Below are 18,003 nucleotides of genomic sequence, written 5' to 3' on the forward strand. Positions count from 1 at the left end.
CACGGTTGCCTGTTTGCCACGTCGACGGTCGACATCGCACCCGGGCGCCCGGGCCGTCGTCTGACGGAGTGTCGACGCAGGCCCGCCGTGACCGACCCGTACACCACGCCCGGACTGACCCCCGGCCACCTCGGCGCCCCCGTGCTCGAACCCGCCGCCGCCCCGCCCGGCCTCCCGTACGGCGTCGAACCGCCCGACCCGGGCCGGCTGCGCACCGGCGCGGCCTGCTGCCTCAGCGTGGCCGGACTGCTCGGGGTGCTGGCCGCCGCCGCGCTCGCGCTGTTCCTGGTCTGGCCGGAGGGCAAGAAGCCCGCCCCCGACTACGTCGGCAACGGCACCGGCCGGGTCCAGGTGTCCGTCGCGCAGGGCGCCAGCATCACCCAGATCGGCAAGACGCTGACGTCCAAGCACGTCATCGCCTCCACCCGGGCGTTCACCGAGGCCGCAGCCAAGAGCCCCGCGGGCGACCGGATCCACCCCGGCACCTACACCCTCAAGGAGCGGATGTCGGCGACCGCCGCGCTCAACGTCCTGCTCGACCCCGCCAACGCCAACGCCCTGACCATTCCCGAGGGCTGGCGCACCACCCAGATCTACGCCGCCGTCGACACCCGGCTCGGCCTCGCCGCCGGAACCACCAGGGCCGCCGCCGAACAGCACCTCGCCGAGTTGGGCCTGCCCGCCGACGCGGGCGGCCACCTGGAGGGCTACCTGTTCCCCGCCACCTATCCCGTCACCGGCGACACCACCCCGCTCGCCCTGCTCCAGCAGATGGTGAAGGAAGCCGCCGGCCAGCTCGACGGCCGCGCCGTCGCGGACGCCGCCGCCGCGAACAACGTCTCCCCGTACGGGCTGCTCGCCGTCGCCAGCCTCGCCCAGGCCGAGGCCGACAACCCCGAGGACATGGCCAAGGTCGCGCGCGTCGTCTACAACCGGCTCGCGAAGAACATGCCGCTCCAGCTCGACTCCACCATCAACTACGCGCTCGGCCGCTCCACCCTCACCACCACCGTCGCCGACACCAAGCTCGACTCCCCGTTCAACACCTACGCCCACGCCGGCCTGCCGCCCACCCCCATCGGCAACCCCGGCCGGGACGCGCTGCGCGCCGCGATCCACCCCGCCGACGGTGACTGGCTGTACTTCGTGACCGTCCAACCCGGCGACACCCGGTTCACCGACAGCGCCGACCAACAACGGAAGAACGTGGACGAGTTCAACGCACACCGCGCACAGAACCCGTCGCCGACCGCCTCCGGCTCCTCACCTTCCGCTCCCTGATCAACAGGCAGTGACGCCCGTTGGCTACGCTGCGGTACGGTAACGTCTCCCAGCACGGGCGTCTTTAGCACGCCGGTTCGACGGACACCCTGGACGCGGTAAGGGGATCGATGACTGATCAGAGCGGGCGCTACGGTGCCCAGGGCGACCAGGCGTGGTTCCCCGGCGAGCAGCAGCAACCGCAGTACGGTCAGCAGGAGTTCGGCCAGCAGGAGTTCGCGCAGCAGTACCCGCAGGGGTACGTGCAGCAGGGCGTTCCGGTGCAGGGCGTGCCGCAGCAGGGGGTGCCGCAGCAGGGGTTCCCGCCCCAGCAGCAGATGCCGATGGGCGGCGGGCAGGGGTATCCGCAGCAGCAGGGCTTCGTCCAGCAGCAGCAACAGCCGGGCTACCCGCAGCAGCAGGCGATGCCGCCGCAGGGCATGACGCAGGGCGGCCAGCAGCCGTTCGCGCAGCAGCAGTTCGGCCAGCAGCAGGGGGTGCCTCAGCAGGGGTTCCCGCCCCAGCAGCAGGTGCCGATGGGCGGCGGGCAGGGGTATCCGCAGCAGCGCGGCGCGAGCCAGGGCGGGCAGCAGCAGTTCGTCCAGCCGGGCATGGCGCAGCCGATACCGCAGGGCATGCCGCAGCAGGCGATGCCGCAGGGCATGCCGCAGCAGGCGATGCCGCAGGGCGTGCCGCAGCAGGGCATGGTTCAGCCGGGTATGGCTCAGCAGGGGGTGCCGCAGCAGCCGGTGCAGCCCCAGCCGGCCCGGCCGCAGCCCGCGCCGGCCGGCGGGCCCGGGCCGGACGGGATCGACTGGGAGGCGGAGGCCGCCGCGCTCGACAACCCGGGGGCGGCGGCGCGTGACGCGGTCGAGCCGGACGAGCGGGTGGACGAGGCCGAGCAGTGGGCCGAGGACGAGTACGCCGAGGAGGAGGAGCGGGGCTCGTTCCTCTCCGAACAGGACAACTCGCGCGAGGCCGAGCGCAAGCGCAAGGAGAAGGGCAAGAAGTCCGGCCGCCGCAACGGCGGCGCCTGCCTGGTGGTCGCCCTCGTCCTGCTCGGCGCGGTCGGCGGCGCCGGCTGGTGGGGCTACGGCCAGTACCAGCAGCGCTTCGGCCCGCCGGCGGACTTCAAGGGCGACGGCAACGGCTCGGTCAACATCACCGTCGCCTCCGGCGCGGTCGGCGGCGACATCGGGCTGGTGCTGAAGGAAGCCGGCGTGGTGAAGAGCGTCAAGGCCTTCACCGTCGCGTACGACAAGAACCCGAAGGCGCGCGGCATCCAGCCCGGCATCTACACGATGAAGCACGAGATGTCCGGCGAGGCGGCCGTCAAGGAGCTGGTCGAGTCCAACGGCGGCAACGTGCTGATCCTGCCGGAGGGCATGAAGGCCGCCGACATCTACAACAAGATCGACGAGAAGCTGAAGCTCGACAAGGGCGCCACCGCGAAGGTCGCCAAGGACCAGGCCGGGAACCTCGGCCTGCCGGCCTATGCCAACAACAACCCCGAGGGCTTCCTCTACCCGACCCGGTACTCCATCACCGACGGAATGAAGCCCGAGGACCTGCTCAAGCAGATGGTGGGCAACGCCGTCCAGCGCTACAACGAGCTCAAGCTGGACGAGGCCGCGCAGAAGGTCGGGTTGAAGAGCGGCTACGACGTGATCATCGAGGCGTCGATCCTGCAGGCCGAGGGCAACAACGACCACGACTTCGGCAAGATGGCGCGGGCCATGTCCAACCGCCTGACCACCAACGTCACCGGGCACAAGCTCGGCCTGGACACCACGCTCCAGTACCAGTTGGGTCGCAAGGAGCTGACCTACGACGAGATCAACGACCGCTCGCTGAAGTACAACACCAACATGAACCCCGGCCTGCCGCCCACCCCGATCTCCAACCCGGGCGAGGACGCGATCAGGGCGATCCTCAACCCCACCCCGGGCGACTGGGTGTACTGGCTGGCGGTCTCGCCGTCGGAGACCAAGTTCGCGGTGACCGGTGAGGAGCACGCGAAGAACACCGAGGCCTGGTGCCTGTCGCGGGGCAAGAAGTACGACTCGAAGCAGGTCGTCTGCAAGTGACCCGCCCCCGCTGTCCGGTGGGCGGGACGGCTTTGCGGGGTGGGTGGGGGCGGCGGGTAGCGTGAGGTGGATGGAGAGCTTGCAGCCGGACGGGACCGCACTGTTGGAGGCCGCGCATGTGGACGTGGTGCGTGACGGGCGGTACTTGCTGAAGGATGTGTCGCTGACCGTTCGGGCCGGGGAGCACTGGGCGGTGCTCGGGGCGAACGGGGCCGGGAAGAGCACGTTGCTGTCGTTGCTGGGGGCGGTGCAGCATCCGACGGCGGGGGCGGTGAAGGTGCTCGGGCGGCAGCTCGGGCGGGTGGACGTGCGGGAGTTGCGGGCGCACCTGGGGCACGTGAATCCGCGGCACCCGCTGCGCTCGCCGCTGACGGTGCGGCAGGTGGTGCTGACCGGGACGACGCAGTCGATCGAGCCGGATCCGTTCCGCAAGCCGACGGCCGAACAGCTCGACCACGCCGAGGAGTTGATCCACGCGCTGGGCGTCGGGCACCGGGCCGAGAGCGCCTGGACGACGCTCTCGCAGGGGGAGCGCGGGCGGGTGCTGATCGCCCGGGCGCTGATGCCCGAGCCGCGGCTGCTGCTGCTGGACGAGCCCGCCACGGGGCTGGACCTGACCGCGCGCGAGCAACTGCTGGAGAGTCTGGACGAGTTGCGCCGGCGCTTCCCGGAGGTGGCGTCGGTGCTGGTCACCCACCACCTGGAGGAGCTGCCGGAGACCACCAGCCACGCGCTGCTGCTGCGCGACGGCCTGGTCACCGCCGCCGGTCCGGCCGGTGAGGTGCTGACCACCGAGCTGGTCTCGGAGTGCTTCCGCCACCCGATCCGGATCGGCCACAGCGAGGGCCGCTGGACCGCCCGCACCCGCCGGGGCGCCGTGTGACCCACCCGGCCCGGCGGGCGGCGCCCGGTACGGTGGTGCCGGGTTCCGCGTCCGAGGACCCCCGTCCCCCCGCCCCGTCCCGAAAGGCCGTGTCGTGACCACCCCGCACCGCGCCGCCGTGCTCGGCTCGCCGATTGCCCACTCGCTCTCGCCCGCCCTGCACCGGGCCGGCTATGCCGCGCTCGGGCTGGACGGGTGGAGCTACGACCGGTACGAGATCGACGAGGCGGGGCTGGAGGCGTTCGTCAGCGGGCTGGACGCCGCGTGGGCGGGCCTGTCGCTGACCATGCCGTTGAAGCGGGCGGTCCTGCCGCTGCTGGACACCGTCAGTGACACCGCGCGGGCCGTGGACGCCGTCAACACGGTGGTGTTCGGGCCGGACGGGCGGCGGCACGGCGACAACACGGACGTCCCCGGGCTGGTCAACGCGCTGCGCGAGCGGGGCGTCGAGCGGGTGGAGTCGGCGGCGGTGCTGGGCGCCGGGGCCACCGCCTCGTCCGCGCTGGCCGCGCTCGGGCAGGTCTGCGACGGCGAGCTGACGGTGTACGTGCGCAGTGCCGAACGGGCCGCGGAGATGCGGGAGTTGGGGGAGAAGCTGGGGCTGGCGGTGCGCACCGCCGACTGGGCGGACGGCGCGCGGGCGCTGGCCGGGCCGCTGACCGTCTCCACCACGCCGGTCGGCGCCACCGACGCTTTCGCGGCGCAGCTGACCGGCACGCCCGGGGTGCTGTTCGACGTGCTGTACCACCCGTGGCCGACGGCGCTGGCCGCCGTCTGCCTGGAGCGCGGCGGCACCGTGCTCGGCGGGCTGGACCTGCTGGTGCACCAGGCGGTGCTCCAGTTCGAGCGCTTCACCGGCGTCGAGCGGGGGCCGCTGGCGGCGATGCGGGCGGCGGGCGAAGCGGCCCTGCCGTCCTGAACTGCGGTTTTACCGGTGCGGCCGGTCCGGGTCGGCGGACGTTCACTGTCCGCTACGCGGACCGGGCCCCCGGCGGCGGCCCGGACGTGAAAGGATCGGTGCTTGCCCCGCCGCGCTCCGCAGCGGAGGCAGGACGAGACGCCGGACCGGTCGCCGTTCACGGCGTGCGGGCCGCTGACGAAGGAGCTTTTCGGTGGGTAGCTTGCGCTGGCTGACGGCGGGGGAGTCGCACGGCCCCGCTCTGGTCGCGACGCTGGAGGGCCTGCCGGCCGGAGTGCCGGTCACCACTGCCATGGTGGCCGACGCGCTGGCCCGCCGGCGGCTCGGCTATGGTCGCGGCGCGCGGATGAAGTTCGAGCAGGACGAGGTGACCTTCCTCGGCGGTGTCCGGCACGGTGCGACCATGGGCTCGCCGGTGGCGATCATGGTCGGCAACACCGAGTGGCCGAAGTGGGAGCAGGTCATGTCGGCCGACCCGGTCGACCCCGAGGTGCTCGCGGGCCTGGCCCGCAACGAGCCGCTGACCCGGCCCCGCCCCGGCCACGCCGACCTGGCGGGCATGCAGAAGTACTCGATCGAGGAGGCCCGGCCGATCCTGGAGCGCGCCAGCGCCCGGGAGACCGCGGCCCGGGTCGCGCTCGGCGCGGTCGCCCGCTCCTACCTGAAGGAGACCTGCGGCATCGAGATCGTCAGTCACGTGGTGGAGCTGGCCGCGGCCAAGGCCCCGGCCGGCGTGCTGCCGCTGCCCGCCGACGAGGCCCGGCTCGACGAGGACCCGGTGCGCTGCCTGGACGCCGACGCGTCGAAGGCGATGGTCGCCGAGATCGACCAGGCCCACAAGGACGGCGACACCCTGGGCGGCGTCGTCGAGGTGCTGGCGTACGGGGTGCCGGTCGGCCTCGGCTCGCACGTGCACTGGGACCGCCGGCTGGACGCCCGGCTGGCCGCCGCGCTGATGGGCATCCAGGCGATCAAGGGCGTCGAGGTCGGCGACGGCTTCGAGCTGGCCCGGATCCCCGGCTCCCAGGCGCACGACGAGATCCTGCCGACCCCCGAGGGCGTCAAGCGCGCCACCGGCCGCTCCGGCGGCACCGAGGGCGGCCTGTCCACCGGCGAGCTGCTGCGGGTGCGTGCCGCGATGAAGCCGATCGCGACCGTCCCGCGCGCCCTGCAGACGCTGGACGTGCGCACCGGCGAGCCCGCGAAGGCGCACCACCAGCGTTCCGACGTGTGCGCCGTCCCGGCGGCCGGCATCGTCGCGGAGGCGATGGTGGCGCTGGTGCTGGCCGACGCGGTGGCGGAGAAGTTCGGCGGCGACAACGTCTCCGAGACCCGCCGCAACGTGCAGTCGTACCTCGACAACCTGATCGTCCGATGAGCACCGCCCCCGTGGTGGTGCTGGTCGGCCCGCCCGGCAGTGGCAAGTCCACGGTCGGGCGGGTCCTCGCCGAACGGCTCGGCCTGCCGTTCCGCGACACCGACGAGGACATCGAGCGGACGGCCGGCAAGCCCATCCCGGAGATCTTCGTGGACGAGGGCGAGCCGCACTTCCGGCAGCTGGAACGCGAGGCAGTGGCGGCCGCCGCCGCGGACTTCTCCGGCGTGCTCGCGCTCGGCGGCGGGGCCGTGATGGCCCCCGCCACCCGCGAGGTGCTCGCCCCGCTGCCCGTGGTGTTCCTGGAAGTGGCGCTCGCCGACGCGGTCAAGCGGGTCGGCCTGGACGCCCCCCGCCCGCTGCTCGCCGTCAACCCCCGCGCGCGCTGGCGCGAGCTGATGGAGGCCCGCCGCCCGCTGTACCTGGAGGTCGCCACCGCCGTGGTCGACACCCAGGACCGCACCCCCGAGCAGGTCGCCGACGCCGTACTCGAAGCACTGGAGCTGAAGAACCCTCATGACTGACCAGATCGTCCGGATTCAGGTCGCTGGCAGCGACGGCCACGACCCGTACGAGGTGCTGATCGGGCACCAGCTGCTCGGCGAACTCGCCCCGCTGATCGGCCCGAAGGCCAAGCGGGTGGCGGTCATCCACCCGGAGGCGCTGGAGGCCACCGGCGAGGCGATCCGCGAGGACCTGGCCGAGCAGGGCTACGAGGCGATCGTCCTGCAGGTCCCGAACGCCGAGGACGCCAAGAGCGCCGAGGTCGCCGCGTACTGCTGGTCGGTGCTCGGCCAGACCGGCTTCACCCGCAGCGACGTGATCGTCGGCCTGGGCGGCGGGTCGACCACCGACCTGGCCGGCTTCGTCGCCGCCACCTGGCTGCGCGGCGTCCGCTGGATCTCGGTGCCCACCACGCTGCTCGGCATGGTGGACGCCGCCGTCGGCGGCAAGACCGGCATCAACATCGCCGAGGGCAAGAACATGGTCGGCGCCTTCCACCCGCCCGCGGGCGTGCTGGCCGACCTCGGCACCCTGGAGACCCTCGGCAAGCACGACTACGTCTCCGGCCTGGCCGAGGTGATCAAGGCGGGCTTCATCGCCGACCCGGTCATCCTCGACCTGATCGAACAGGACCCCGCGGCCGCCACCACGCCCGCCGGGCCGCACACCCTGGAACTCATCCGCCGCGCCATCCAGGTCAAGGCCGACGTGGTCTCCGGCGACCTCAAGGAGTCCGGCCGCCGGGAGATCCTCAACTACGGCCACACCCTCGGCCACGCCATCGAACGCAACGAGCGCTACAAGTGGCGGCACGGCGCGGCGATCTCCATCGGCATGGTCTTCGCCGCCGAACTCGGCCGCCTCGCCGGGCGGTTGGACGACGCCACCGCCGACCGGCACCGCACCGTGCTGGCCTCCGTCGGCCTGCCGCTCAGCTACCGGGCGGACGCCTGGCCGAAGCTGCTGGACGCCATGAAGATCGACAAGAAGTCGCGCGGCGACCTGCTGCGCTTCATCGTCCTCGACGGCCTCGCCAAGACCTCCGTCCTGGAGGGCCCCGACCCGTCGCTGCTGGTCGCGGCGTACGCGGAGGTCACCGGATGACCGTCCCCGTGCTGGTGCTGAACGGGCCCAACCTGGGGCGGCTCGGCTCCCGCGAACCCGACGTGTACGGGTCCACCTCGTACGCGGGCCTGGTCGCGCGGTGCACCGCCCTGGGGCTCGAACTGGGCCTGGACGTCTCGGTGCGGGAGACCAACTCCGAGGCGGAGATGGTGGGTTGGCTGCACGAGGCGGCCGACGCCAAGACCCCGGTGGTGATCAACCCCGGCGCGTTCACCCACTACTCGTACGCGATGCGGGACGCCGCCGCGCAGCGCACCGCACCCCTCATCGAGGTGCACATCTCCAACCCGTACACCCGCGAGACCTTCCGGCACACCTCGGTGATCGCCGCGGTCGCCTCCGGCACCATCGCGGGCTTCGGCCTCGGCTCCTACGAGCTCGCCCTGCGGGCCCTCGCCGAACAGCTCACCACCCGCTGAGCACCACCCGGGCCCGGTGGCGGACTTGTGCCCGCCACCGGGCCGACGTGTACATTCGGCGCAGGGAGGTGACGGTGAGCCAGTACGCGCAGAGCCACCAGCCGGGGGGCCGGGTGCCGGGGGGCCAGGTGCCGCCCCGCCCGGGCACGCCGCCGTATCCGACGGCCCCTCAACAGCCGTACCCCGCACCGGCGCTGCCCGCCGCCACCCAGGCCATTCCCACCGTCGGCCCGACCCCGGGCCGGCCCGACCGGCCGACCGTCCCGCTCAAGGCCGTCGCGCCCGGCGGCACCGGGCACTTCCTGCTGCCCGCCGGCGGCACCGTCCAGCTCCCCCAACTCCCCGCCGTGCCACCGCCGATGCCCGCACAACCCGCACCGCTGCCGGTCGGCCCGATCGCCGTCCTGCTGATCGGCCCCGCCGGCGCCGGCAAGACCACCGTCGCCCGGCACTGGGCCGAACGCCGACCCACCCCCACCGCGCACATCAGCCTCGACGACGTCCGCGAATGGGTCCAGGCCGGCTTCGCCAACCCGCAGTCCGGCTGGAACACCGCCTCCGAGGCCCAGTACCGGCTCGCCCGGCGCACCTGCGGCTTCGCCTGCCGCAACTACCTCGCCAACGGCATCTCCTGCATCATCGACGACGCCGTCTTCCCCGACCGCCCCGCGATCGGCCTCGGCGGCTGGAAACGCCACATCGGGCCCGGCATGATCCCCGTCGTCCTCCTCCCCGGCCTCGACCGCGTCCTGGCCCGCAACGCCGAACGCTCCGGCAACCGGCGCCTCTCCGACGACGAAGTCGCCCGCATCCACGGCCGCATGGCCGGCTGGCGCACCTCCGGCCTCCCCATCATCGACAACTCCAACCTCACCGTCCCCGAAACCGCCGCCGCCCTCGACCAGGCCATCCTCACCCGCCTCCACCAGCGCTGACCCCTCCGGGCACCCGCCGTAACGTTCCACCACCCGCTGCGCGGGGCTGGGGCGGGAGGGGGCGGCTGGGCCTGCTTGCCGCTGCGCGGGGCTTGGGCGGGAGGGGTCGGCTGCGTCTGCTGTCCCTTGGGCGGGGTTTGCCGCTGCGCGGGGCTCGGCTGCGCCGGCGCGTCGCTGCGCGGGCTTTGGGACGGGAGGGGCCGGCTGGGCCTGCTGTCCGCTGTGCGGCGCGTGGCTGCGTCTGCTGTTCGTCGGGCGGGGGCTTACCGCTGCGCGGAGCTCGGCTGCGCCGGCGCGTCGCTGCGCGGGCCTTCGGCGAAAGGGGTCGGCTGGGCCTGCTGTCCGCTGTGCGGGGCTTGGCTGCGTCTGCTGTTCGTCGGGCGGGGGCTTACCGCTGCGCGGAGCTCGGCTGCGCCGGCGCGTCGCTGCGCGGGGCGTGGCTATGCCTGCCCTTCGTGGGGCGGGGCTTGGCTGCGTCCGCTGTCTGTCGGGCGGGGGCCTGCTGCGCGGAGCTTGGCTGCGCCGGCGGTTCGTTGCCCGGTCTTCGGCGAAAGGGGTCGGCCGGGCGTGTTGTCCGCTGCGCGGGGCGTGGCTGCGTCTGCTTTCGGTCGGGCGGGGGCTTGCCGCTGCGCGGGCTTTGGCGGGGAGGGCAGGCCGTGCCCGCTGTTCGCTGCGCGGGCTCGGTTGTGTTGGCCTGTGGTTACGCGGTTTGGCTGCGGTTTGGCCCTCCGTGGGGCGGGGTTTGCCGCTGCGCGGGCTTCGGGTGGGTGGGTTTGGCAGCGGCCCGGCGCTTCGTTGCGCGGGGCTCGGGCGCGCTGGCTTTCCGCCGTGTGAGGTTCGCTGCGTCTGCTTCCGTCGGGCCCGGCAACCCGCTGTGCGGGCTTTCGGCGGCGGGGGGCTCGGCTGAGCTGGTGGTGAGGTATGGCGGCCGGAGGTCCGGACCGGCCGAGCCGCTTGTTGCTGCGGTGGGCGGGGCTGGGTGTCGGTGGGGGTTGGGAGAATGGGGGTGTTGGACGGGGTCGATGGTGGAGGTGGTGTGGGGTGCCTGAGGGGCATGTGGTGCATCGGTTGGCGCGGATGAACGGGGAGTTGTTCGGGGGGCGGGTGGTGCGGGTTTCGAGTCCGCAGGGGCGGTTCGGGGAGGGGGCCGCGTTGTTGGACGGGCGGGTGTTGGAGGGGGCGGAGGCGCACGGGAAGCATCTGTTCCTGGGGTTCGGGGACGACTGGCTGCATGTGCACCTGGGGTTGTACGGGAAGTACGAGTTCGGGGTGGGGGAGGCCCCGGAGCCGGTGGGGCAGGTGCGGTTGCGGATGGCGAACGAGGAGGGGTTCGCGGATCTGCGGGGGCCGACGGCGTGCGAGGTGTTGACGCCGGGGGAGAAGGCGGCGCTGCACCGGCGGCTGGGGCCGGATCCGTTGCGGGCGGGGGAGTCGGGGGACGCCGCGTGGCAGCGGATCTCGCGGAGCGGGACGACGGTCGCGGCGCTGCTGATGGATCAGAAGATCCTGGCGGGCGTCGGCAACGTGTACCGGGCGGAGGTGCTGTTCCGGCTGGGGATCAGTCCGCACCGGGCCGGCCGGGATCTGAGCCGGGCCGAGTGGGACGCGATCTGGGCGGATCTGGTGGCGCTGATGCACGACGGTGTGGACGCCGGCCGGATCGACACCGTCCGCCCGGAGCACACGCCGGAGGCGATGGGGCGGCCGCCGCGGGTGGACGACCACGGCGGCGAGGTGTACGTGTACCGGCGGCAGGACCAGCCGTGCCTGGTGTGCGAAACCCCGGTGCGGACGGAGGAGTTGGCGTCCCGGAACCTGTTCTGGTGCCCGCGCTGCCAGCAGTCATGACGCTGCGTCACCGAGTGGCGAAGCCTTGACGGAAGATTGACCGGGGTTTGGGCGAGGGCCCCGGGGCGCGCTCTTATTGTCGGGGTCATGCCCGTTCAACCGTTCCGGGGGGCGCGTCCGGCCCCGGCTCTTCCTGTTCTGCCGTACCGCAAGCCCACCAGGGGGCGCGACTACTGGGTGCTGGACGACGTGCTGCCCGATCCGGACGCGGTGCGGGCCCGGCACCTGGCCCGGGGCGACTGGGACGAGGGGTACCCGCACAAGCCGGAGTCGTGGCCGGGGCTGCGGGCGATGCCCGGGCTGGAGCCGGAGGAGCTGGCGCACGTCGAGAAGCTGGTGCGGGAGACTGTCGGGGTGCCCCGGGTGTGGGCGCTGGGCGAGGCCGAGGGCGGGACGTTCAACCACAACTGCGTGCAGGTGGTGGGCGCGGGGGAGTGCGAGCCGCGTCCGCACACCGATTCGCGTGCGCTGTGCCGGTACGCGGCCGTGCTGTACCTGAACCCGAACGTGCCGAAGCGCTGCGGGACGAGCTTCTACCGGCAGAGCCTGCCGGGCGGCCGGCTCGGCGGGAACAGCGTGGTCGCCCCGCACAACAACCTGGTGGACGCGCTGGGCACCCGCTTCGTCCCGCCAGACTCGTTCACCGAGGACCTGGCCGTGCCGCACCGCTACAACCGGCTGCTGCTGTACACCGCGAACCTGATGCACACCGCCACCGAGTACTACGGCGCCACGCTGGAGGAGAAGCGGATGACCTGCGTGTTCTTCTGGATGGCCTGACGGTCGGTCGGCCCGCCGGGCGGGGTGATCTTCGACACCTGGGTGACGGCGCCGTCTTGCCGCTGCGGGGGGAGCGCCTCTACGGTGGGCGGGCCGTGGTGTTCGGGAAGCCGGTGCACTGTGCTCGTCACAGGAGTCCGGAGCGGCCCTCGCCACTGTGATCGGGGAGTCGTCGGCTCCCACCTCGTGCCACTGGCCGCTCGCGGCCGGGAAGGCCGGGCGCCGACGCCGAACACCCCGTCAGCCAGGAGACCGGCCACGGCATCTCACGAAGTGATCCACGAGGTGCTGGAGCGTGATGCGCGGATGACCGCGTCCGATTCGACCATGCCCGGAAACGTCCCGGGCTCCCCTTTGCCTTCCTTCCGCTGGCGGCGCGAGGACACCTTGCGCACCGCCGGCCTGATGGCGGTGATCCTGGCCCTGCACGTGGTGGCGTTCGGGACGCTGCTGCTGCTGGTGGTGCCGGAGAAGTACCAGGTCGGCACCCAGGTGTTCGGTGTCGGCCTGGGTGTGACGGCGTACACCCTGGGCATGCGGCACGCCTTCGACGCCGACCACATCGCGGTGATCGACAACACCACCCGCAAGCTGATGGCGGACGGCCGCCGACCGGTCTCGGTGGGCTTCTGGTTCGCCCTCGGGCACTCCTCGATGGTGGTGATCATGGCGGCGCTGGTGGCCGGCGGCGCCGCGCTGGCGGGCACCCTGATGGACGAGGACTCGACCACCCACCAGGTGCTGGGCACCATCGGCACCACCGCCTCGGGCGCGTTCCTCTACCTGATCGCGGCGCTCAACCTGGTGGCGCTGCTGGGCATCCTGCGGGTGTTCCGGGCGATGCGGGCCGGCCAGTTCGACGAGGCCGAGCTGGAGAAGCACCTGAACTCCCGGGGCTTCCTGGCCCGGGTGCTGGGCCGGGCGACCCGGTCGATCACCCGGCCCGGCCAGATGTTCCCGGTCGGGATGGTGCTGGGGCTGGGCTTCGACACCGCCACCGAGGTCACGCTGATGGTGATGGCGGGCTCCGGCGCGGCCTCCGGCCTGCCCTGGTACGCGATCGTCTGCCTGCCGCTGCTGTTCGCGGCCGGGATGAGCCTGTTCGACACGCTGGACGGCACGTTCATGAACTTCGCCTACCAGTGGGCGTTCTCCAACCCCGTCCGCAAGGTGTACTACAACCTGACCATCACGGGGCTGTCGATCGCGGTGGCCTTCGTGATCGGCACCATCGAGCTGGTCGCGGTGCTGCACGACAAGTTCGACCTCGACGACCCGGTGTCCAGTTGGATCGCCGGACTCGGCCTGGACAACGTGGGCTTCGTGATCGTCGGCCTGTTCGTGGTGGTGTGGGCGGCGGCGATCGGCTACTGGCGGATCGCCCGGCGCTCCAGGGCCTTCGCCGGGGCGTCCTGACGCTCCGTCAACCTGCCGCCAGGATCAGGGTGCCGGCCACTGCCAGGCCGGCCCCGACCACCTGGACGCGCAGCAGCCGCTCCTTGAGCAGGCCGCGCGCCATCAGCGCCGTCACCACCGGGTAGAGCGAGGCCAGCACGGCCGCCACGGCGACCGAGCCCCGGTGCGTGGCGGCGGCGTACATGCCGTTCGCGGCGACGTCGGCGACGCCGACGGCGGTCAGCGCGGGCAGCGAGCGGGCGGCGCCGCGCAGGTCGAGGGGCTCGCGGCGGGCGGCGGCGGCCAGCATGCCGATGCCGACCACGGCGTTGGTGAGCCGCTGGACGCACAGCATCAGCAGCAGGCCGCCGCCGGCGCTCGCGTGCCCGATCAGTGCGAGCACCGCGCCGAACGCGAACGCGGCGGACAGCGTGAGCATCAGGACCCGGCGGCCGACGGCCGGCCCGCCGCGCTGCGGGCCGCCCGCCAGCGCCACCCCGGCGATCGCCACCAGGATGCCCAACGCCTGGACGGCGCCCGGCCGTTCGCCGAGGAACAGGCCGACGCCGATCGGCACCAGCACGCCGACGGTGGCCAGCGGCGAGACCACGCCCATCGGCCCGAGCGCCAGCGCCCGGTAGAAGGCGAGCAGCGCCACCGGCCCGATCACCCCGGCCGCGACGGCGTACCAGAGCGCGGGCCCGGCGTCCGACCAGCCGCCGGTGGCGGTGACGGCGACGGTCAGCACCAGGGCGGCGGCGGTCTGCGAGAGCACCACGACGCCGAGTGCGGGAAGCCGGCGGGTGATCGCGCCGCCGCCGTAGTCGGCGACGCCCCACAGCAGGCTGGCGAACAGGGCGAGGGCGGCGCTCACGAGAGCGCGGGAGGGGTCAGCATGGTGGACTCCGCAGTACAGTCGGTGGATCTGTCGAGCGGTCGCAGCATAGTTCAACCGAATGAACCGCCCCAACTAAAATATTGGACTCAAGCGTGCCGGAACCCGACGTCGTCACCCAGGCCCTCGCCCGCAACCTCAAACGGCTGCGCACCGACCGCGGCCACACCCTGGACGCCCTCGCGGCCCGCTCGGGCGTCAGCCGCGGCATGGTGGTCCAGATCGAGCAGGCCCGCACCAACCCGTCCGTCGGCACCGTGGTCCGCCTCGCCGACGCGCTCGGCGTCTCGATCGCCCGGCTGCTCGACTACGACGAGACCTCGGTGGTGCGGATCGTCCCTGCCGAGGAGGCCGTGCGGCTGTGGGCCGGCCCGGACGGCGGCAGCGGCGTCCTGCTGAACGGCATCGAGGCCCCCGGCCCGCTGGAGCTGTGGAGTTGGCACCTGCGCCCCGGCGAGCAGCACGCCTCCGACCCGCACCCGCCCGGCACCGTGGAGATCGCCCGGGTCGACGAGGGCGAACTCACCCTGCTGCTGGACGGCCGCACCCACCGCGTCCCGGCCGGCAGCACCGCCTCCTACGAGGCCGCCGCCGCCCACGGCTACCGCAACGAGGGCGACACCGACTGCCGGCTCACCCTGGTGGTGTCCGTCCCGCCGCCGCCCGGCAAGTGAGCACGCCGAAGGGCCCCGGGAGGCTCCCGGGGCCCTTCGGCGCATGCCTGTCAGAGGCCGTACCTGCGCCGGTACAGCTCCACCCGGCCCGCGGTGTCCAGCAGGCGGGCCTTGCCGGTGTAGAACGGGTGGCTCGCGGAGGACGTCTCCACATCCACCACCGGGTACTCCCGCCCGTCCGTCCACTCGACCGTCCGCCCGCTCGTCGCGGTGGACCTGGTCAGGAACGACAGGCCGCCCGTCTTGTCCCGGAAAACCACCGGACGGTACTCGGGGTGCACTCCCTGCTTCATCTGCTCCTCCTCCTGGATGCCTCGAACGGGACGAATCGGACGGTCAGCGGGTCTCGCGGAACTCCACGTGCCGCCCGGCCACCGGGTCGAACTTGCGCAGCACGATCCGGTCGGGGTTGGTCCGCCGGTTCTTGCGGGTCACGTAGCTGAAGCCGGTGCCCGCGGTCGACCGGAGGGTGATCACTGGCCTCAGTTCGCTGCGTGCCATCTCGAACCTCCACTCCCGGCAACGATTGCCGTTTTCATGTGGCCACAACACGGGCCCGCCCCGCCGCATTCCCGCCACCGATCGGGCCCGTCCCGACGGGCGGCCCCCGTGCCCCGTTCGTAGGCTCGGAGCATGTCCGACGCGCACGCCGCCCGACGCGAACGCCTCCGCGAGTACTGCAGCGCCTCCGGGGCCGACGCCGCGCTGATCACGCGCGCCGCGAACGTCCGCTACCTGACCGGCTGCCCGCCGTGCGGCGCCGCGCTGCTGCTCACCCGCGAACGCGCGGTGCTCGCGCTGCCCGAGGACCTGCCGCCCGAGGAGGCGGTGGAGCGCGAGGTGGACGAGGAGGTCGCCCGGCTGCCGGTGCCCGCCGAGACGGACGCCGCCGTCGCCGCCGCGGAGGCCGCCGGCCGGCTGCGGGTGCGCGACCTGGCCGTCGAGGAGCACGACCTGACGGTCGACCGGCACCGGGCGGTCGCCGCACTGGCCGCCCCGGCCCGGCTGCTCGACCTGGACCGGGCGGTGGAGCGGCTGCGGGTGGTCAAGGACGAGCACGAACTCGCCGACCTGCGGATCGCCGCCGAGATCGCCGACCAGGCGCTCGGCGAACTGCTCGAATCGATCCTGGTCGGCCGCACCGAGCGCCACCTGGCGATGGAGCTGGAGCGCCGGATGATCGACCACGGCGCCGACCGGGCCGCGTTCCCGGTCTCCGTCGGCACCGGCAGCCACTCCGGGCTGGAGCGCCACCAGCCCACCGACCGCCGGGTCGAGGAGGGCGACTTCCTCACCGTCGCGCTCGGCGCGCAGTACCGCGGCTACGGCATCTCCACCGCCCGCACCTTCGTGATCGGGGCCGCCCCCGCCGCCTGGCAGGTCGAGCTGCACCGCCTGGTCTTCCGCGCCCAGCGGGCCGGCCGGGAGGCGCTCGGGCCGGGCGTCGAGCAGCACGTCCCGGACGACGCGGCCCGCTCGATCCTGCAGGCCGCGGGCCACTCCGAGCACACCGTCCACCCGCTGGGACACGGCATCGGCCTGGAGATCAGGGAGGCACCGCGCCTCGGGCCCGCCGACATGGGTAAACTGGACAATCGCGTGCCGGTAACCGTCGGTCCAGGAGTGCATCTCCCGGGTCGCGGCGGGGTCCGGATCGAGGACACGCTCGTGGTGCGACCTCCCGAGGAGGGCGGGCCCGAGCTGCTCACCATCACCACCAAGGAGCTCCTCGCGCTGTAGCCCGACGGGCAGCGGCGGCGCGCTGCTTGGTGCTCTTTGACAGCGGACATATCAGGAGTAAGTGCGCCCGTGGCTACCACGAACGATCTCAAGAACGGCATGGTCCTCAAGCTGGACGGCGGCAAGCTCTGGACCGTCGTCGAGTTCCAGCACGTCAAGCCCGGCAAGGGCCCGGCCTTCGTGCGCACCAAGCTGAAGGAGGTCCTGTCCGGCAAGGTCGTCGAGAAGACCTTCAACGCGGGCATCAAGGTCGAGACCGCCAACGTCGACAAGCGGACCATGCAGTACTCGTACCGCGACGGCGACGCGTTCATCTTCATGGACATGGACACCTACGACCAGGTCCCGGTCGACTCCGCCACCGTCGGCGACGCCGCCAAGTACCTGCTGGAGGGCTTCGAGGCCCTGGTCGCGCAGAACGAGGGCGTCCCGCTGTACATCGAGCTCCCCGCCGCGGTCGAGCTGGTCATCTCCGAGACCGAGCCGGGCCTGCAGGGCGACCGCTCCACCGGTGGCACCAAGCCCGCCACCCTGGAGACCGGCGCCGAGATCCAGGTGCCGCTGTTCGTCACCACCGGCGAGAAGGTCAAGGTCGACACCCGCGACGGCAGCTACCTCGGCCGGGTCAAGTAATCGTGGCCGCTGCTCGCAGCAAGGCCCGCACCCGGGCCTTCCAGATCCTGTTCGAGGCGGACCACCGCGGTGTGGCCCCCGAGCGGGTGCTCGCCGACTGGATCGCGCGTGCCCGCGACCCCCGTCCGGACGAGGGTATTCCGCAGGTCGCGGACTACACGATGCAGCTGGTCGAGGGCTACGCGCAGCACGCGCGCACCATCGACGACCTGATCTCCACCTACGCGGTGGGCTGGACGCTGGACCGGATGCCGATCGCCGACCGCAACGTGCTGCGGCTCGGCACGTACGAGCTCATCTGGGAGGACGGCACCCCTGACGCGGTCGTCCTGGACGAGGCCGTGGAGATCGCCAAGGAGTACTCGACGGACGAGTCGCCGGCCTTCGTGAACGGTCTGCTCGCCCGCTTCCTGGAGCTCAAGCCGACCATCCGTCGCTGAGCCCCGCCCCGCCTGTTCGAAGGCCGTCGGACCTGTTGGTCCGGCGGCCTTCGCGCGTAAGCTACCGGCAAGTAATGAGTTTCGCGTCTGC

19 protein-coding genes and 1 riboswitch are annotated in these 18,003 nt (G+C 72.8%); of the genes, 16 read left to right on the top strand and 3 right to left on the bottom strand.

Annotated elements, in window-relative coordinates; all coding sequences use genetic code 11:
- The first annotated feature begins 87 nt into the window (after window positions 1–87).
- The 12 genes from mltG (ACWEMJ_RS03035) to ACWEMJ_RS03090 all read left to right on the top strand — a co-directional run bounded on the left by mltG (ACWEMJ_RS03035) (window position 88) and on the right by ACWEMJ_RS03090 (window position 13,551).
- A complete protein-coding gene (mltG, locus tag ACWEMJ_RS03035) occupies window positions 88–1,281 on the top strand; it encodes an endolytic transglycosylase MltG (RefSeq protein ID WP_452135177.1) in 1,194 nt (397 codons plus the stop codon).
- 110 nt (window positions 1,282–1,391) lie between these two features.
- Complete coding sequence (gene mltG / locus ACWEMJ_RS03040) at window positions 1,392–3,347, top strand: endolytic transglycosylase MltG (RefSeq protein ID WP_452135178.1); 1,956 nt, start codon at window positions 1,392–1,394, stop codon at window positions 3,345–3,347.
- A 70-nt stretch (window positions 3,348–3,417) separates the two neighbouring features.
- A complete protein-coding gene (locus ACWEMJ_RS03045; protein ID WP_452135179.1) occupies window positions 3,418–4,230 on the top strand; it encodes an ABC transporter ATP-binding protein in 813 nt (270 codons plus the stop codon).
- Between the two features lie 94 nt (window positions 4,231–4,324).
- Window positions 4,325–5,149 carry a shikimate dehydrogenase gene (locus ACWEMJ_RS03050; RefSeq protein ID WP_452135180.1) on the top strand — a complete coding sequence of 275 codons (825 nt, stop codon included), beginning with the start codon at window positions 4,325–4,327 and terminating at the stop codon, window positions 5,147–5,149.
- 193 nt (window positions 5,150–5,342) lie between these two features.
- Window positions 5,343–6,527, top strand: coding sequence for a chorismate synthase (gene aroC, locus ACWEMJ_RS03055; RefSeq protein ID WP_452135181.1), 1,185 nt, complete (start codon window positions 5,343–5,345; stop codon window positions 6,525–6,527).
- Window positions 6,524–7,048, top strand: a complete 525-nt coding sequence (locus tag ACWEMJ_RS03060) for a shikimate kinase (protein WP_452135182.1) — start codon at window positions 6,524–6,526, stop codon at window positions 7,046–7,048. Before aroC ends, ACWEMJ_RS03060 begins: the two co-directional genes overlap by 4 nt.
- A complete protein-coding gene (aroB, locus tag ACWEMJ_RS03065; protein ID WP_452135183.1) occupies window positions 7,041–8,132 on the top strand; it encodes a 3-dehydroquinate synthase in 1,092 nt (363 codons plus the stop codon). The genes ACWEMJ_RS03060 and aroB overlap by 8 nt, the downstream gene beginning before the upstream one ends.
- Window positions 8,129–8,572 (top strand): type II 3-dehydroquinate dehydratase, encoded by a 444-nt coding sequence (gene aroQ, locus ACWEMJ_RS03070; RefSeq protein ID WP_452135184.1) that lies wholly within the window; start codon window positions 8,129–8,131, stop codon window positions 8,570–8,572. Before aroB ends, aroQ begins: the two co-directional genes overlap by 4 nt.
- Before the next feature lie 74 nt (window positions 8,573–8,646).
- The gene (locus ACWEMJ_RS03075) at window positions 8,647–9,507 is read left to right on the top strand and encodes an AAA family ATPase (RefSeq protein ID WP_452135185.1); all 861 of its coding nucleotides are present in this window, start codon (window positions 8,647–8,649) and stop codon (window positions 9,505–9,507) included.
- A gap of 1,041 nt (window positions 9,508–10,548) precedes the next feature.
- Window positions 10,549–11,355 carry an Fpg/Nei family DNA glycosylase gene (locus ACWEMJ_RS03080; protein ID WP_452135186.1) on the top strand — a complete coding sequence of 269 codons (807 nt, stop codon included), beginning with the start codon at window positions 10,549–10,551 and terminating at the stop codon, window positions 11,353–11,355.
- Window positions 11,356–11,442: 87 nt separating this feature from the next.
- Entirely contained in the window at window positions 11,443–12,135 is a 693-nt protein-coding gene (locus ACWEMJ_RS03085) for a DUF6445 family protein (protein WP_452135187.1), read from the top strand.
- 79 nt (window positions 12,136–12,214) lie between these two features.
- Window positions 12,215–12,410, top strand: a riboswitch (cobalamin riboswitch).
- Window positions 12,411–12,462: 52 nt separating this feature from the next.
- On the top strand, window positions 12,463–13,551 hold the full coding sequence (locus tag ACWEMJ_RS03090; RefSeq protein WP_452135188.1) for a HoxN/HupN/NixA family nickel/cobalt transporter: 1,089 nt from the start codon (window positions 12,463–12,465) through the stop codon (window positions 13,549–13,551).
- Window positions 13,552–13,558: 7 nt separating this feature from the next.
- Here the strand turns inward: ACWEMJ_RS03090 and ACWEMJ_RS03095 are convergent, their stop codons facing one another.
- Window positions 13,559–14,404, bottom strand: a complete 846-nt coding sequence (locus ACWEMJ_RS03095; protein WP_452135189.1) for an EamA family transporter — start codon at window positions 14,402–14,404, stop codon at window positions 13,559–13,561.
- 116 nt (window positions 14,405–14,520) lie between these two features.
- Between ACWEMJ_RS03095 and ACWEMJ_RS03100 the strand changes: the two genes are divergently transcribed.
- Entirely contained in the window at window positions 14,521–15,099 is a 579-nt protein-coding gene (locus ACWEMJ_RS03100) for a helix-turn-helix domain-containing protein (protein ID WP_452135190.1), read from the top strand.
- 50 nt (window positions 15,100–15,149) lie between these two features.
- Here the strand turns inward: ACWEMJ_RS03100 and ACWEMJ_RS03105 are convergent, their stop codons facing one another.
- Together ACWEMJ_RS03105 and rpmG are read right to left on the bottom strand one after the other, a co-directional pair.
- Window positions 15,150–15,392, bottom strand: a complete 243-nt coding sequence (locus ACWEMJ_RS03105) for a type B 50S ribosomal protein L31 (protein WP_452135191.1) — start codon at window positions 15,390–15,392, stop codon at window positions 15,150–15,152.
- A 43-nt stretch (window positions 15,393–15,435) separates the two neighbouring features.
- Window positions 15,436–15,600, bottom strand: coding sequence for a 50S ribosomal protein L33 (gene rpmG, locus ACWEMJ_RS03110; protein WP_100585102.1), 165 nt, complete (start codon window positions 15,598–15,600; stop codon window positions 15,436–15,438).
- A 132-nt stretch (window positions 15,601–15,732) separates the two neighbouring features.
- On the opposite strand from rpmG, the gene ACWEMJ_RS03115 reads away from it, so the two are divergent.
- From ACWEMJ_RS03115 to nusB, 3 genes are all read left to right on the top strand, one after another.
- Entirely contained in the window at window positions 15,733–16,839 is a 1,107-nt protein-coding gene (locus ACWEMJ_RS03115) for a M24 family metallopeptidase (RefSeq protein WP_452135192.1), read from the top strand.
- Between the two features lie 69 nt (window positions 16,840–16,908).
- Complete coding sequence (gene efp / locus ACWEMJ_RS03120; RefSeq protein ID WP_452135193.1) at window positions 16,909–17,472, top strand: elongation factor P; 564 nt, start codon at window positions 16,909–16,911, stop codon at window positions 17,470–17,472.
- Window positions 17,473–17,474: 2 nt separating this feature from the next.
- On the top strand, window positions 17,475–17,912 hold the full coding sequence (nusB, locus tag ACWEMJ_RS03125) for a transcription antitermination factor NusB (RefSeq protein ID WP_452135194.1): 438 nt from the start codon (window positions 17,475–17,477) through the stop codon (window positions 17,910–17,912).
- The last annotated feature ends 91 nt before the right edge of the window (window positions 17,913–18,003 follow it).

The sequence above is a fragment of the Kitasatospora sp. NPDC004531 genome, from assembly GCF_053602195.1.

What these genes read in the sequence shown, in the direction of transcription:
- aroB (WP_452135183.1), top strand. Translation starts at nt 7,041, where the DNA reads ATGACTGACCAGATCGTCCGGATTCAGGTCGCTGGCAGCGACGGCCAC.
- rpmG (WP_100585102.1), bottom strand. Translation starts at nt 15,600, where the DNA reads ATGGCACGCAGCGAACTGAGGCCAGTGATCACCCTCCGGTCGACCGCG.
- ACWEMJ_RS03060 (WP_452135182.1), top strand. Translation starts at nt 6,524, where the DNA reads ATGAGCACCGCCCCCGTGGTGGTGCTGGTCGGCCCGCCCGGCAGTGGC.
- ACWEMJ_RS03105 (WP_452135191.1), bottom strand. Translation starts at nt 15,392, where the DNA reads ATGAAGCAGGGAGTGCACCCCGAGTACCGTCCGGTGGTTTTCCGGGAC.
- ACWEMJ_RS03115 (WP_452135192.1), top strand. Translation starts at nt 15,733, where the DNA reads ATGTCCGACGCGCACGCCGCCCGACGCGAACGCCTCCGCGAGTACTGC.
- aroQ (WP_452135184.1), top strand. Translation starts at nt 8,129, where the DNA reads ATGACCGTCCCCGTGCTGGTGCTGAACGGGCCCAACCTGGGGCGGCTC.
- mltG (WP_452135178.1), top strand. Translation starts at nt 1,392, where the DNA reads ATGACTGATCAGAGCGGGCGCTACGGTGCCCAGGGCGACCAGGCGTGG.
- ACWEMJ_RS03045 (WP_452135179.1), top strand. Translation starts at nt 3,418, where the DNA reads ATGGAGAGCTTGCAGCCGGACGGGACCGCACTGTTGGAGGCCGCGCAT.
- ACWEMJ_RS03085 (WP_452135187.1), top strand. Translation starts at nt 11,443, where the DNA reads ATGCCCGTTCAACCGTTCCGGGGGGCGCGTCCGGCCCCGGCTCTTCCT.
- ACWEMJ_RS03090 (WP_452135188.1), top strand. Translation starts at nt 12,463, where the DNA reads ATGCCCGGAAACGTCCCGGGCTCCCCTTTGCCTTCCTTCCGCTGGCGG.